Raw genomic sequence first — 12980 nt, forward strand, 5'->3', positions numbered from 1 at the left:
CAGGGACGATCGGGATTGTGAGGGGGATCACCGGACATGACCAACAGCAGCGCCATCTCGTCGAACGCGTACGAGTACCTGGACAACGTGGGCCCGGAGGAGAAGGCGCGGCTCGAGGCGGTCCGCCGGTACCGGCTCGTGGACCAGCCGGTGGAGGACGCGTACGACCGGATCGCCTACGTGGCCGGCGCGATCTTCGACACCCCCATCGCCACCGTCTCGCTGGTCGAGCAGGACAGGGTCTGGCTGGCCGCCTGCCAGGGGCTCACGGGCGTGCGCGAGGTGGGCAAGGAGCCGGGCCTGTGCGCCTCGGTCATCGCCCAGGACGACGTCTACGTCATCAACAACGCGGCGGTCGACCCGCGTACGCTCGAGCACCCGCTCGTGCGCGGCGAGCTCGGCCTGCGCTTCTACGCCGCCGCGCCGATCCGCACCCACGACGGTTACCGCCTGGGCACGGTCAACGTGATCGACAACCGCCCGCGCGAGGCGACGCCGCGCCAGCTCAAGGCCCTGGAGCACCTGGCCGCCATGGTCTCCGACGAGCTCGAGCTGCGCCTCATGGTGATCCGCAGCGCGGCCGCCGAGCAGCGCATGCGCGAATCCGTGTCCTGATTACGATTCCGGGCGTACGGGTAGATCGCTGCCCATGCGTACCCCACGGACGATTGCCGTTGTCGCACACCAGAAGAAGACGCTGGGCGGCGGCCTGGACGAGCTGCGCCGCCGCCTGACCGACGCCGACATCGACGACCTGCTCTGGTACGAGGTACCCAAGAGCAAAAAGGCGCCCAAGGCCGTACGGGAGGCGCTGTCGTCCAAGGCGGACCGGCTCATCGTCTGGGGCGGCGACGGCATCGTGCAGCGCTCGCTCGACGTGGTGGCGCGCTCCGGGAAGAAGGTGCCGGTCGGCATCATCCCGGCAGGCACCGGCAACCTGCTGGCGACCAACCTGGGCATCCCCGCCGACCTGCCGGCCGCCGTCGACATCGCGCTGTCCGACCACGCCGCGAGCATCGACCTGGGCAAGTTCGAGGGCGAGTACTTCGGCGTGATGGCCGGCGTCGGCTTCGACGGCGCGATGATCAGCGAGGCCGACCGCGACCTCAAGGACCGGCTGGGCAAGCTGGCGTACGTCTGGGCGGGCGTCCGCCACGTCAACGGCGCGCCCGCCACGGCCACCATCAAGATCGACGGCACCACCTGGTTCTCCGACGAGGCCAGCTGCATCCTGATCGGCAACGTCGGCAAGATCACCGGCGGCATCCGCGCCTTCGACGACGCCAAGCCCGACGACGGCTGGCTCGACGTCGGCGTGGCCACCGCCCAGGGCGCGTGGCAGTGGGCCCGGGCGCTGGGCACCATGGCCGTCGGCCGCAGCGACCACAGCCCGTTCGTCCGCACGACCCGCGCCCGCCGCGTCGACGTCAAGCTGAAGTCCAAGATGGAGTACGAGCTGGACGGCGGCGCCCGCACGAAGACCAAGTCGTTCTCGGCGAAGGTCGCGCCCGGCGCCGTGAAGATCTGCGTCCCGCGCGAGCCGTCCCCGTCCGCCTGACCCCGAACGCCCGGCGCGCCCGCCCCCGCCCGCTGCCTGCCGCCTTCGGCCACCGCCCGCATCGCCCATTGCAAAGATTCCTTTGCAAAGATAGCTTTGCACCATGGCTGACGACGTGGCACTTGATCCGCGCACCCTCCGGGGCCTCGCGCACCCCCTGCGGGTGCGGATGCTCAACCTGCTGCGTGAGCGCGGCCCTTCGACCGCCAGCAAGCTGGCCGAGCGGCTCGGCCAGTCGAGCGGCGCCACCAGCTATCACCTGCGGCAGCTCGCGGCGTACGGGTTCGTCGAGGAGGACCCCGACCGGGGCACCGCCCGCGAACGCTGGTGGCGCGCCACGCACCGGCGCACCACGCTGGACGCCGCGACCAGCCGCGAGGCGGGCGGCGCCGAGGGCTACCTGCGGGCCGTGGCGAGCGCCGACTTCCAGCGGGTCGAGGCCGCCATCAACGAGCTCCCCGGGATGCCCGAGCCCTGGCAGGACGCGTTTCATCTCGCCACCGAGCAGCCCCGGCTGTCCCCCGCCCAGGCGATCGAGCTGCGCCGGCAGATCAAGACCCTGATCGAGCAGTACGCCGCCACGGCGCCCGCCGACGCGGCCCGGGTCAGCGTGCAGTGGCAGATCCTTCCGGCGCCCGAGGCCGGCGCGTGACACCGCGGCGGCGGCCCCTGGCGGGGCTGCTGATCGCGGAGGCGGTCTCGCTGGCGGGCAGCCACATCGCGTCCGTGGCCGTGCCCTGGCTGGTGCTCGTGACGACCGGCTCGGCGACGCGCGTCGGAGTGGTCGCGCTCGCCCAGACGCTGCCGTTCGTCCTCGCCGGCGCGCTCGGCGGCGCGGTGGTCGACCGCACGGGCCCGCGCTGGGTGGCCGTCGCCGCCGACGTGGTGAGCGCCGTGGTCGTCGGCCTCGTGCCGCTGCTGCACCTGGCCGGCGCGCTGACGTTCGGCCGTCTCGTGCTGCTGGTCGCGCTCGCCGGGGCGGCCGGAGGCTGCGGCAACATCGCCAAGCGGGCGCTCCTGCCCCTGGCGGTCGAGGCTTCCGGTACGCCGATGGCCCGCGCCACGGCGCTGTTCGAGAGCGCCGGCCGGGCCGCGCTGCTGGTCGGCCTGCCGCTGGGCGGCGTGCTCGTGGCCGCCTTCGGGCCCGCTTCGGTGCTGGTGGTCGACGCGGCCTCGTTCGCCTTCTGCGCCGCGTTCGTCGCCGCCACCGTCCGCGTCGGCCGCGCCGCACCCGCCCCGGCCGAGCCGGGCGACGACGGGCCCGCCGCGGGCTTGGCGTTCCTGCGGCGCGACCGGCTGATCCTGGTGGTCACGGCCATCCTGTTCGTCACCAACCTCGTCGACCAGGCGTACCTGGCGGTGTTCCTGCCGGTCTGGGTGCGCGAGACCGGCGCCGGCCCGGCCGCGCTCGGCTTGATCGGCGGCGTCTTCGGGCTCGGCGCGGTGGTGGGTGCGGCGGTCTACTCCCTTGTGGCCGTACGCCTGCCACGGGTTCCGACCTTCGCGGTCTGCCTATTGCTCGGCGGCGCCCCGAAGCTGTTCGCGATCGGGCTCAGCGACGACGCCGGGCCGGCGCTGGCGGTCGCGTTCGGCTGTGGCGCCGCCGCCGCGGCGGTCAACCCGATCCTGCTGGCCGTCGGCTACGAACGCATCCCCGCCCACCTGCGCGGGCGGGTCCTCGGGCTGCTCGCGGCGCTGTCGTTCGCGGGCCTCCCGCTGGGCGCCCTGCTCGGCGGCCTCGCGGTCGACGCGGCCGGCCTGCGCCCCACCCTCCTGGCGGCGGGCTGCCTCTACCTCGCGGTCACCCTGGTGCCGTTTCCCGCGCTGCGCCTGCTGAAGACCCTCGTCGAGCCCGCCGCCCGGGACGAGCGGCGGCCGCTGGACGTGTCCCGCCCGGCGCAGGAAGTCGGATAGGCGACAGGACCTTCGTCCCGCCGAACGCCGTTTCCGTCCGTATCCGACCGCATATCCCCTGGATTGTGCGGCCCGTTCGCCCGCACACTGGCGATCACATCCGGCACCGCCACGCATCTCCAGGGGGTACACCATGACCCACCCGAGTTCCGCAGCGAGCGTCGCTTCCTGCTGACCGCGGCCGTCGTCCTCGCCGCCCGCACCCGCCTCGGTCCCGCCCGGCGCCGCGGACACCGCCCCGTCCGCCGCGCCACCCGGCCCCACCCGTGGCTGCCGACCGCGCGGGCCATGACCGCCGTCGGCCTGGCCCTGCTGGCCCTGTTCGCCGCCGCCTACGGAGCCGCGGGCCAGGGTTGACCTCTCCGTTGGTTCAAGTCCCGGCGTCTTGGAGGCGGCCGTCGAGATAGGACGGCAGCACCGCGGCCGTCGTGACGGCGAGGTCGCGATCGAGCAGCCGCTCGCGGGGGACGAACACCATGGCCCGCCCCTCGCCGCAGACGACGTCCTCCTGCCGCGCCGCGGTGCTGCCGCCGAAGACGTGCACGGTCACGGTGTGGACGAACCCCTCCTCGTACGGCCGGGGTCCGCTCCACAGCGGAACGAGCTCGCCCGCCGTCAGCCCGGTCTCCTCGAGCAGCTCCCGGCGGGCCGCCCGCTCGGGCGTCTCGCCCGGCTCGACCCGGCCGCCGGGCAGGCTCCACTGGTTCGGGGAGACGGGCGCGTGCTCGTCGCGGTGCTGCAGGAGCACTGCTCCGGACGCGTCGGCTAGCAGCACGACGGCGACTTCGTAGGTGGCCACCGCGTGATCGTGCCACTCAGAGCACGAAGGCGTCCGTCCAGAGCTGGCGCGACTTGCCGGACAGCGCCTGCATCAGCCCGACCGCCTGGTTGTCGGTCAGGCCGGCCACGAAGTCGATGACCGCGCGGCCCCGGGCCCGGCCGAGGCGGTCGGGCGTGCCGTCGGGCAGCTCCGCCTCGGCCAGCTCGACCAGGTCGCGCAGGCGGCTGGGGATGCGCTGCTGTTCGCCGGGGTCGGTGAGCCACTCCATCAGCGCGTCGACCAGCGAGGCCAGCAGGCGGCCCTGCCCGCGCTGGTGCAGGGCCAGGTCGGGGCGGGCCAGCACGAACCGGTTCTGCACGAACTTGAGGATCTGCACCTCGTGCCACTGGGCGCGGGCGAGCTGGACGTGACCGGAGCGTACGGCGGGGTCGGCGATCGTCTCGACGGACTCGACCAGGCGCCGCGTCCAGGTGGCCGAGAACGCGGCGACCTTGGCCTCCGCGGCCAGCGAGCCGTCGAAGGGACGGGCGAGCAGGCCGTCGACGAGCTCGGCGCGGACCAGCTCGACCGCGGCGGCGAAGGCCTCGTCGTCGGCCATCCACGCGTCCTTGCGGTGCAGCTGGCGGCGCAGCGACTCGATGGCGCCGCCCGCGCGGGCGAGGTCGGTCTCGGCGCCCCAGCGCTGCCACGCCATCAGCTCGGTGGCGACCGCGCCCTGCTGCAGCACGCCGACCCGGTGCACGTCCTCGAGGTCGTGGATGGCGTACGCGATGTCGTCGGCCGTGTCCATCACCGAGGCCTCGACGGTCTGCTGCCAGTCGGCGACCCGGCCGGCGAACGGCGCCCGGGCGGCACGCATGTCGTGGATCTCGGTCGAGTAGGCGCCGAACTTCAGCGAGCCGCCGTCGGGGTCGTCGGGCGGCGGGGCGGCGCCGCGGGGCGCAGGGTCCATGTAGCGCTGCACGTCGTGGCGTGTCCACGGGTACTTCAGGATCGCGGCCCGTACGGCGTTGGTCAGGTTGAGCCCGATGATGGCCTGGCCGCGGCTCTCGGTGCTGGTGACGATCCGGTACGACTGGGCGTTGCCCTCGAAGCCGTCGGGCAGCCCCAGCCGGTGGCGGGCGACCCGGTCGAGGACCCGCTCGCCGAGGTGGCCGAACGGCGGGTGGCCCAGGTCGTGCGCGAGCGCGGCGGCCTCCACCACGTCGGGGTCGCAGCCGCCGAGCTTGTCGGCAAGGCCGGGGTCCACGCGCTCGGCGATCGCCCGGGCCACCTGGGCGACCTTGAGGCTGTGGGTCATCCGGTTGTGCACCAGCAGGCCGGCGCCCCCAGGGCTGATCACCTGGGTCACGCCGGCCAGCCGGGCGAAGAACGGCGACGCGACGATCCGGTCGCGGTCGACGCGGAACGGGCCGGCGGCCAGGTCGCCGGGGGCGACCAGACTGTCGCCGAACAGGCGCTGAGCCCGGGGATCTTCCATCCCCTTGACGTTACCGGGCCTGGAGGGCGTCCAACGCGACGGACATGGCCGCGACCAGGCGACGGTCGACCCGGGGGTCGTGGATGGTGACCACGTACCGGTCGCGCAGGCCCCACTTCTTGACCACCGAGAACACCGGGCGGTCGCCCAGCACGAAGTCGAAGTGGTAGGGCAGCCACGACAGCGAGTCGACGAACCGGCGCAGGATCGCCACGAGCTGGTTGGTCTCGCGGCCGATCATCTCGCCGAAGCCGGGCTGCTCCAGGTGCCAGGTGGAGCGGATCAGCGACTCCTTGAAGTTCTTCTTGAACAGCCCGATCGGGGCGCCGTTCGCGTCGGTCACGTCGTAGGTCGCGCCGAGGTCGATGCGCTGGCGGGCCTTGAAGCCGAAGACCGGCACCTGCTTGGTGTCGTCGGAGTAGAGGGTGACCTGCTCCTTGAACGCCATGCGCTTCTGCTGCGCGAAGGCGAGGATGCCGGCCTCCCGGCCGTCCGGGGAGACGGCGTGGATCTCGTATTGGTTGACCATCAGCCGCACGCGCTGACGCACGATGAGCTGCTGCTGCGTTTGAAGGGTGTCGACAGTCACGGCTGAGCAGTGTGTCACACCTCGGCTTTTGTGGCGGTACCCCTGTTGCGGCCGTCAGACTGGTCCGATGGCGAAGCGAGGACGTACTGGATCATTGGTGGCGCTGGCCCTGGGCGCGGCGGCCGTGTGGGCCGCGCGTGACATCCCGCGGCAGATGGGAGCCAAGGCCAAGGGTGAGCGGCTGGCCCGCATGCTGGCCTCCCCGCAGTTCGCGGACGGCAAGTTCCACAACAGCGTCCCCGCCACGATGCTCACGCCCTCGTCGATGCCCAAGGTCCTCGCCGCCACCCTGCGCGACCGCGACCGCCGCCACCCGAGCCTGCCCGTCCCGCTGGTCGCCCCCGACGCGGGCGCCTCCGCCGACGGCCTGCACGTCACCTGGTACGGCCACTCCTCCGCGCTGGTCGAGATCGAGGGCAAGCGCGTGCTGCTCGACCCGGTGTGGAGCGAGCGCTGCTCCCCGTCGCGCCTGTCCGGTCCCCGCCGCCTGCACGAGCCGCCGGTGGCGCTGCGCGACCTGCCGCCGCTCGACGCCGTGCTGATCTCGCACGACCACTACGACCACCTCGACATGCCCACCATCCAGAACCTGGTCGACCTGCAGGCCGTGCCGTTCCTGGTGCCGCTCGGCGTGGGCGCCCACCTCGAGCGCTGGGGCGTGCCGGCCACCCGCATCGTCGAGCTCGACTGGAACGACCGGCACCGCATCGGCGGGCTCGAGTTCATCGCCACGGCGGCGCGCCACTTCAGCGGGCGCGGGTTCGGCCGCGACGGCACGCTGTGGGCCAGCTGGGTCATCAACGGCCCGAGCCGCAAGGTCTTCTACTCCGGCGACACCGGCTACTTCCCGGGCTTCGCCGAGGTGGGCGAGCAGCACGGGCCGTTCGACGTCACGCTGGTGCAGATCGGGGCGTACAGCGAGTCCTGGCCCGACATCCACATGTTCCCCGAGGACGGCGTGGCCACCCACGTCGACGTCCGCGGCGGGCTGATGATCCCCGTGCACTGGGGGACGTTCAACCTGGCGCTGCACGACTGGGCCGAGCCGGCCGACCGCGCGTGGCGGGAGGCCAAGGCGCGGGGCGTACGCCTTGCCGTGCCCCGCCCCGGCGAGCGCGTCGACGTCGACAACCCGCCCGCGGTGGACGGCTGGTGGCAGCAGATCGCGTAGCGGCCGCGCTCCTGGTCCTCGGCAACGGGCTCGCCCCCGACGCGTCGCTCTCGCCCGGCAGCCTCGCGCGGGTGCAGGCGGCCCTCGCCTACCCACCCGTCGAACGGATCGTGTTCTCCGGCGGGTGGGAGCAGGCCCGTTCCGGCGCCCCAGAGCCGCCGCCCGGGTGCCGCGAGGCCGACCTGATGCGCGCGGCCGCCGTCGCCGCCGGGCTGCCGCCCGCGGTGGTGCGCGTCGAGTGCCGGTCCCGCAGCACCCTCGAGAACCTGCTGCACGTCGCGGCGGACGGCCTGCTCGACGGTCTCGACCTGGGTCCGGAGCGGCCGCTCGGCCTCGTCACCCACGCCTGGCACCTGCCGCGGGCGCGCTATCTCGCCGGAAAGGTGCTGGGGTTGCCCCGCCGCGCGCTGATCGACGTCCCCGCGTCCGGCGCCGTGCGCGGCAGCCTCTACGAGCACGGCATCCGGGCCGCGTCGCGCCTGTGCTTCTTCGGGGTCCGCGACCCCGCGGTCCTCCTGCGGAGGGAACGGCGCATGGTAACGATGCTTCGCCGCGGGGTATAGCAGCGCCCATGGTTCTGCTTGTGCCGGTTTATCAGCCGGATGCCGGGTTGTCCCGTCTGGTCGCCGACGTGCGCGCCGCCGACCCCTCCTGCCCGATCGTCCTGGTCGACGACGGCAGCGACGTCCCGGTCGAGGCGCCCGGCTGCACGGTGCTGCGGCACCCCATCAACCAGGGCAAGGGGGCCGCGCTGAAGACCGGCTTCGCCCACATCGCCGTCGTGCACCCCGGTGAGCCGGTGGTCTGCGCCGACGGCGACGGCCAGCACAGCGCCGAGGACATTCTGCGCGTCGCCGCGCGCGTCCGGGAGACCGGCCACACGGTGCTGGGCGTGCGCCGGGTCCGCCGGATGCCCCCGCGCAGCCGCGTCGGCAACGCCATCACCCGCGAGGTGTTCCGCGCCACGACCGGCCGGTGGGTCCGCGACACACAGACCGGCCTGCGCGGCTATCCGCCCCACCTGCTCAGCTGGCTGGGCCGCGTCCCCGGCGCCCGTTTCGAGTACGAGATGAACGTGCTGGTCGCCGCGGCCCGGGCCGGCCACCCCATCGACCAGGTCGAGATCGCCACCACCTATCTGAACGGCAACGCCTCGTCGCACTTCGGCTCGGTGCGCGACGCCGCCCGCGTCTACCGCGCGCTGCTGGGCTTCACCAGGTTCTGATCCGCCGGGTCGCGTACCTGCAGAATCCGTTGCAGTTCGTCGGCGAGCACCCAGATCGCGGTGACGCGCCCGTCGTCGCCGAGCGTCAGCACGTCGATGCCGAGCCCGGTCACCTCCCGCCCGGTCGGCGCCAGCAACCCCAGCGGCGTCGGCCACGGCCCGGTGTGCCGGGCGCGGTGCCGGAACGCCACCGTCAGCTTGCCCGGGGCGCGCATGCGGTCGACCACCTCGATGTCGTGGTCGCTGAACGCCGCGTGCAGCGCCTCGGCCCGGGCGACGAGCCCGCTGACCGGCGTCGGCGTCCCGTTGATGAGCACCGGGTCCGCGTACACCCGCCGGAACGCCGCCTCGGCGTCGTCCTGCTCGGCCGGTGACACCCGCCACAACGCGAACAGCTGCTCCTCGAGGTCCATGGCCGCCTCCCCCGCCGAGCTTCGCGCCCCTCCCCGCTTGCGGCAAGCCCCCGTACGCCGACTTTGCGCCGACTGTGACCCCCGCGCGCATTGATCGCTTTCCCCGCATGGCGCGCATCCACAGGACACGCCACCGACCAGCCACGTCGCGGAGGACAAGGCTTTGAGCTGCTCGTTTACGCGTTTGCACCGAGCCTGGCGGGCTACTTAAGGTCTCCCGCCGTGGAACGACAACCGACACCGCGGGAGCACGCCGGCGCCCAGCTCCTCCGTCAGTATCAGGACGCCGGACGTCCGTTCGACGGCATCCATCAGATGCTGCTGCCGCACCTGCGCGACCTTCGGCGGGCGGAGCCGAGGCCGTCCGACCACGGGCAGTTGGCGGCGGACGTGGCAGGTCTCGGCTTCACCGATCACCACCGGCCGGCGACCTCGTGGCCGAACCTCGTCATCGACCGGAGTGTTCTGCTGTCCTATGCGCGGCTGGACAACGAGATCGTCGGTGCGGCACTGGTCGACGCTGCTCACGACAGCGCGTGCCGGATCGTCGTGTCGTCGCTGGCCTATCTGCGGGCTGCGCCGGCGCTCGTCGGCGCCGGCGGCGAGCAGCGGGTCCTCGGCTTCCTCCGGCACCTGGCCGGGGTCGAGGTGGCCGACCTGACGTTCCGGCAGGCCGACATCATCTCCCGGCTGGACACCGGCGAGCCCTCCGACGTCGTGCACACGGCGCTCCTGGCGCTGCAGCACCGGTGTGTCGTCGGCACGCTCGAGCCGGTCGCGTACCACCGGATCGGCTGTCTGCGCACCCTCGATCTGTCTGCGTAGCAGCACAAACGCCAGGCCGCCCGGCCGGTTGCTCGTGGGCAACCGGCCGGGCGGCCTGGCGGTTCGCGGAGTGGAGCGTCAGGCGCTACGACGACGACGTGTGTACCACACCGACGCCGCGCCGGCGGCGACCAGCAGGGCGCCGACGGAGATGATGGCGCTCATCGGGCTGCCGGTCACGGGCAGGGCGCCGCCCGCGCTCACGCCGCCGCCGGGGGTCGTCGTGGCGGGGGCCACGCCGGGGGCGGTGGTGCTCGGGGCCACGCCCGGCGTCACGGTGTCGGCGCTGGCGCTGGGCGTCGGGCCGTAGCCCGGGTTGCCGCGGGTCGGGGTGTCCGAGTCCGGGGAGTCCGTGGCCGGCGTGTCGGTGTCCGGGGTGTCGGTGTCGGGCGAGCCGCCCGCGGTCACGGTCGGCGCCGCGGTCGGGTTCGTGGTGGCGGCGCCCGGCGTGCCGTAGCCGCCGTTGCCCCGGGTGGGGGCCTCGTCGGTGGCGTCCGGCGTGCCGTAACCGGTGGCGGCGACGACGGGCGCGGCGGCCTCGCCGACGGTGGCCATTGCCGGGGAGACGCCCAGGGCGAGAGCGGCGGTCAGGCCGATGGCGGGCAGTCCGACGACGGCGATCCGGCGAAGTGAGAACATGAGGAGTTATCCATTCCTGTTCGGGGCTTTCCAGGTCCGTGGGGAGCTTAGCGGCAAATGCCCGATTTACCCGTTAAGCGTCCTCGGCGGGTCATCATCCCGGAAGACCACCAAAACGGTGACTCCGCCATAGATGGGACAAAGCGTACATTTTTCCCTCGAACTTGGGGTCCGTCGCCAGCAGCCCGCCGCTGTACGGGGCGTGGAGCTGCACGCTCGCCCCGGAGCGCAGGTAGACCGACACCACCGTCCGGCCCCCGCGTCGCTCGGCCCTGAGGTCGGCGACGTCGTCCCACGGGGCGACCCCGCCCCGGAGGACCGATCCCGTACGGATCCCGCGCGCGCTGATCTGCGTACCGGTCAGCCGGCCCGCGAGAACGCCGAGCACCGCCCCGGCCGCCGGCAGGCCGAGCGTCGTCGCCGCCCAGAAGACGCCGTCCGGCGGCTCGACGAACCCGGTGACCACGAGCGCCACGGTGATCAGCACCACCCCGGTCGCGGCGAGCGCGCCCAGGTAGATTCCGCGCCCCACGGCCTGCTGCCAGGTCGGCCTGAAGACGGCCGCCGATGCATGCTCCATGCCTGGGATCAACGGGCGCGCCGCGGGCCCCGGCCGCACGCCCAGTGCGTCGTACCTTTGAGGCATGGCAACGAACGACACCACCCTGCCCACCACCGAGGAGGAGTGGCGCGTCCGCCTCTCCCCCGCCGAGTTCCGGGTTCTGCGCCAGGCCGGCACCGAGGCGCCCTGGTCCGGCGAATACGTCGACACCAAGACCCCGGGCACATACGACTGCCGCGCGTGCGGCGCCGCCCTCTACCCCAGCGACTACAAGTTCGACTCGCACTGCGGCTGGCCCTCGTTCGACGACGCCATCCCCGGCGCCGTCAAGGAGATCGAGGACTACTCGCTCGGCATGGCCCGCACCGAGATCCGCTGCGCGCGCTGCGACTCGCACCTGGGCCACGTCTTCCGCGGCGAGCACATGACCGCGAAGAACACCCGCCACTGCGTGAACAGCCTGTCGATCCGGCTCGACCCCAAGGACGCCTGATCGGGTGCCGGCCGGCCGTTCCGGTCGCGACCATGGAACGACCGGCCTAGCGTCGCGGTCATGGACTATCAGGTTTCGGTGCGATGCGAACAACTCGCCGAGTGGTACGTGCGCGTGAAGGGTGTGGCCGACGCCCACCACGGCCACGCCACCGGCGACCACCTCCAGGCCATCGCCGACGAGATCCGCGAGCAGATCCCGTCGGAGTGGTGGGTCAGCCAGCCTCGGCCGCTGGACAACCGCGTACGCGGCTGAGTTCGGGATCTCGGCCGGCGCATCCGGGGCTTATGGTCGACGCATGCCCAAAGCCGCAGCCGAAGAGATCGAGATCGCCGGCCACCTCGTACGGCTGACCAGCCCCGACAAAGTGATCTTCCCGCAGCGGGGCTACACCAAGCGGGACGTGTTCGACTACTACCGGTCGGTCGGCGACGGCATCATGCGGGCGCTGCACAACCGGCCCACGACGCTGCAACGCTTCCCCGACGGCATCGAGGGCGAGGCGTTCTACCAGAAGCGCATCCCGACGCGGGGCGTGCCCGACTGGATCCGGACGGCGGAGATCAAGTTCCCGAGCATGCGTACGGCCACCGAGCTGTGCCCCGCCGACCTGGCGCACGTGGCGTGGGCCGCCCAGATGGGCACCGTCGTGTTCCACCCGTGGCCGGTGCGCGGCGACGCCCCCGACAACCCCGACGAGCTGCGCATCGACCTCGACCCGCAGCCCGGCAACAAGTTCGCCGACGTGGTCAGCACCGCGGGCGTGCTGCACGAGGTGCTCGACGACCTGGGCTGGGTGGGCTTCCCGAAGACGTCGGGCGGGCGCGGCGCCCACGTCTACGTGCGGATCGAGCCGCGGTGGTCGTTCATCGAGGTGCGCCGGGCCGCGATCGCGCTCGCGCGCGAGGCCGAGCGGCGCCGCCCCGACCTGATCACGACCGCCTGGTGGAAGGAGGAGCGCGGCGAACGCGTGTTCCTCGACTTCAACCAGATGGCCCGCGACCGCACGATCACGTGCGCGTACTCGCTGCGCGCCAACGGCCGGGCCACCGCCTCGGCGCCCGTGACGTGGGACGAGCTGCCCGACGTCGAGCCGGACGACTTCGACCTGCGTACGGTCCCCCGCCGGTTCGCGGAGATCGGCGACCCGCACGCCGCGATCGACGACGTGGCCCACGACCTGACGCCGCTGCTCGAGTGGGTGGAGCGCGACGAGCGCGACGGCCTCGGCGACATGCCCTATCCGCCCGACCACCCCAAGATGCCCGGCGAGCCCCCAAGGGTGCAGCCCAGCCGCAAGAACGCGGCGAACTGGGCGGACGGGCAGTGA

General features: G+C 73.0%; 18 protein-coding genes. 12 read left to right on the forward strand and 6 right to left on the reverse strand.

Annotated features, from left to right (window positions below; translation table 11 throughout):
- The first annotated feature begins 36 nt into the window (after positions 1-36).
- From ACSNN8_RS05155 to ACSNN8_RS05175, 5 genes are all read left to right on the forward strand, one after another.
- Complete coding sequence (locus ACSNN8_RS05155) at positions 37-615, forward strand: GAF domain-containing protein (RefSeq protein WP_436647238.1); 579 nt, start codon at positions 37-39, stop codon at positions 613-615.
- Between the two features lie 34 nt (positions 616-649).
- Positions 650-1558 carry a diacylglycerol/lipid kinase family protein gene (locus ACSNN8_RS05160; protein WP_436647239.1) on the forward strand — a complete coding sequence of 303 codons (909 nt, stop codon included), beginning with the start codon at positions 650-652 and terminating at the stop codon, positions 1556-1558.
- Positions 1559-1661: 103 nt separating this feature from the next.
- Positions 1662-2210 carry a helix-turn-helix domain-containing protein gene (locus ACSNN8_RS05165; RefSeq protein WP_436647240.1) on the forward strand — a complete coding sequence of 183 codons (549 nt, stop codon included), beginning with the start codon at positions 1662-1664 and terminating at the stop codon, positions 2208-2210.
- The gene (locus ACSNN8_RS05170) at positions 2207-3472 is read left to right on the forward strand and encodes an MFS transporter (RefSeq protein ID WP_436647241.1); all 1266 of its coding nucleotides are present in this window, start codon (positions 2207-2209) and stop codon (positions 3470-3472) included. Before ACSNN8_RS05165 ends, ACSNN8_RS05170 begins: the two co-directional genes overlap by 4 nt.
- A 63-nt stretch (positions 3473-3535) precedes the next feature.
- Positions 3536-3829, forward strand: coding sequence for a hypothetical protein (locus ACSNN8_RS05175; RefSeq protein ID WP_436647242.1), 294 nt, complete (start codon positions 3536-3538; stop codon positions 3827-3829).
- A gap of 13 nt (positions 3830-3842) precedes the next feature.
- On the opposite strand, the gene ACSNN8_RS05180 is transcribed toward ACSNN8_RS05175, so the two are convergent.
- From ACSNN8_RS05180 to ACSNN8_RS05190, 3 genes are read right to left on the reverse strand one after another with little or no spacing between them, the layout of a single operon-like run.
- A complete protein-coding gene (locus tag ACSNN8_RS05180; RefSeq protein WP_436647243.1) occupies positions 3843-4271 on the reverse strand; it encodes an NUDIX hydrolase in 429 nt (142 codons plus the stop codon).
- A gap of 16 nt (positions 4272-4287) precedes the next feature.
- Positions 4288-5733 carry a deoxyguanosinetriphosphate triphosphohydrolase family protein gene (locus ACSNN8_RS05185; protein ID WP_436647244.1) on the reverse strand — a complete coding sequence of 482 codons (1446 nt, stop codon included), beginning with the start codon at positions 5731-5733 and terminating at the stop codon, positions 4288-4290.
- A gap of 10 nt (positions 5734-5743) precedes the next feature.
- Entirely contained in the window at positions 5744-6322 is a 579-nt protein-coding gene (locus ACSNN8_RS05190; protein ID WP_436647245.1) for a hypothetical protein, read from the reverse strand.
- Positions 6323-6389: 67 nt separating this feature from the next.
- Here ACSNN8_RS05190 and ACSNN8_RS05195 point away from each other — a divergent pair, with 67 nt between their 5' ends.
- Genes ACSNN8_RS05195 through ACSNN8_RS05205 form a run of 3 tightly spaced genes read left to right on the forward strand, consistent with a single transcriptional unit; the run spans position 6390 to position 8718 of the window.
- Positions 6390-7493, forward strand: a complete 1104-nt coding sequence (locus ACSNN8_RS05195; RefSeq protein ID WP_436647246.1) for an MBL fold metallo-hydrolase — start codon at positions 6390-6392, stop codon at positions 7491-7493.
- Positions 7475-8056, forward strand: coding sequence for a YdcF family protein (locus tag ACSNN8_RS05200; RefSeq protein WP_436647247.1), 582 nt, complete (start codon positions 7475-7477; stop codon positions 8054-8056). Before ACSNN8_RS05195 ends, ACSNN8_RS05200 begins: the two co-directional genes overlap by 19 nt.
- An 8-nt stretch (positions 8057-8064) precedes the next feature.
- Positions 8065-8718 carry a glycosyltransferase family 2 protein gene (locus ACSNN8_RS05205; protein WP_436647248.1) on the forward strand — a complete coding sequence of 218 codons (654 nt, stop codon included), beginning with the start codon at positions 8065-8067 and terminating at the stop codon, positions 8716-8718.
- Here ACSNN8_RS05205 and ACSNN8_RS05210 read toward each other — a convergent pair.
- Positions 8685-9131 carry an ester cyclase gene (locus tag ACSNN8_RS05210; protein WP_436647249.1) on the reverse strand — a complete coding sequence of 149 codons (447 nt, stop codon included), beginning with the start codon at positions 9129-9131 and terminating at the stop codon, positions 8685-8687. The two genes, ACSNN8_RS05205 and ACSNN8_RS05210, sit on opposite strands and share 34 nt — an antisense overlap.
- Positions 9132-9353: 222 nt before the next feature.
- Between ACSNN8_RS05210 and ACSNN8_RS05215 the strand changes: the two genes are divergently transcribed.
- Positions 9354-9956, forward strand: a complete 603-nt coding sequence (locus tag ACSNN8_RS05215; protein WP_436647250.1) for a hypothetical protein — start codon at positions 9354-9356, stop codon at positions 9954-9956.
- A gap of 78 nt (positions 9957-10034) precedes the next feature.
- Here ACSNN8_RS05215 and ACSNN8_RS05220 read toward each other — a convergent pair whose 3' ends face one another.
- On the reverse strand, positions 10035-10595 hold the full coding sequence (locus tag ACSNN8_RS05220; RefSeq protein WP_436647251.1) for an LPXTG cell wall anchor domain-containing protein: 561 nt from the start codon (positions 10593-10595) through the stop codon (positions 10035-10037).
- Positions 10596-10689: 94 nt separating this feature from the next.
- On the reverse strand, positions 10690-11175 hold the full coding sequence (locus tag ACSNN8_RS05225) for a hypothetical protein (protein WP_436647252.1): 486 nt from the start codon (positions 11173-11175) through the stop codon (positions 10690-10692).
- 64 nt (positions 11176-11239) lie between these two features.
- Between ACSNN8_RS05225 and msrB the strand changes: the two genes are divergently transcribed.
- From msrB to ligD, 3 genes are read left to right on the forward strand one after another with little or no spacing between them, the layout of a single operon-like run.
- Positions 11240-11650 (forward strand): peptide-methionine (R)-S-oxide reductase MsrB, encoded by a 411-nt coding sequence (msrB, locus tag ACSNN8_RS05230; RefSeq protein ID WP_436647253.1) that lies wholly within the window; start codon positions 11240-11242, stop codon positions 11648-11650.
- Between the two features lie 60 nt (positions 11651-11710).
- Positions 11711-11905, forward strand: a complete 195-nt coding sequence (locus ACSNN8_RS05235; RefSeq protein WP_436647254.1) for a hypothetical protein — start codon at positions 11711-11713, stop codon at positions 11903-11905.
- 43 nt (positions 11906-11948) lie between these two features.
- Complete coding sequence (gene ligD, locus ACSNN8_RS05240) at positions 11949-12980, forward strand: non-homologous end-joining DNA ligase (RefSeq protein WP_436647255.1); 1032 nt, start codon at positions 11949-11951, stop codon at positions 12978-12980.

It is taken from the genome of Actinoplanes sp. URMC 104, from assembly GCF_051386375.1.
In the GTDB taxonomy this organism is placed as follows: domain Bacteria; phylum Actinomycetota; class Actinomycetes; order Mycobacteriales; family Micromonosporaceae; genus Actinoplanes.

Bases quoted from the DNA above. Each gene is read 5' to 3' on its own strand.
- ACSNN8_RS05155 (WP_436647238.1), top strand. From the start codon at position 37: ATGACCAACAGCAGCGCCATCTCGTCGAACGCGTACGAGTACCTGGAC.
- ACSNN8_RS05160 (WP_436647239.1), top strand. From the start codon at position 650: ATGCGTACCCCACGGACGATTGCCGTTGTCGCACACCAGAAGAAGACG.
- ACSNN8_RS05165 (WP_436647240.1), top strand. From the start codon at position 1,662: ATGGCTGACGACGTGGCACTTGATCCGCGCACCCTCCGGGGCCTCGCG.
- ACSNN8_RS05185 (WP_436647244.1), bottom strand. From the start codon at position 5,733: ATGGAAGATCCCCGGGCTCAGCGCCTGTTCGGCGACAGTCTGGTCGCC.
- ACSNN8_RS05195 (WP_436647246.1), top strand. From the start codon at position 6,390: ATGGCGAAGCGAGGACGTACTGGATCATTGGTGGCGCTGGCCCTGGGC.
- ACSNN8_RS05205 (WP_436647248.1), top strand. From the start codon at position 8,065: ATGGTTCTGCTTGTGCCGGTTTATCAGCCGGATGCCGGGTTGTCCCGT.
- ACSNN8_RS05210 (WP_436647249.1), bottom strand. From the start codon at position 9,131: ATGGACCTCGAGGAGCAGCTGTTCGCGTTGTGGCGGGTGTCACCGGCC.
- ACSNN8_RS05220 (WP_436647251.1), bottom strand. From the start codon at position 10,595: ATGTTCTCACTTCGCCGGATCGCCGTCGTCGGACTGCCCGCCATCGGC.
- ACSNN8_RS05225 (WP_436647252.1), bottom strand. From the start codon at position 11,175: ATGGAGCATGCATCGGCGGCCGTCTTCAGGCCGACCTGGCAGCAGGCC.
- msrB (WP_436647253.1), top strand. From the start codon at position 11,240: ATGGCAACGAACGACACCACCCTGCCCACCACCGAGGAGGAGTGGCGC.
- ACSNN8_RS05235 (WP_436647254.1), top strand. From the start codon at position 11,711: ATGGACTATCAGGTTTCGGTGCGATGCGAACAACTCGCCGAGTGGTAC.
- ligD (WP_436647255.1), top strand. From the start codon at position 11,949: ATGCCCAAAGCCGCAGCCGAAGAGATCGAGATCGCCGGCCACCTCGTA.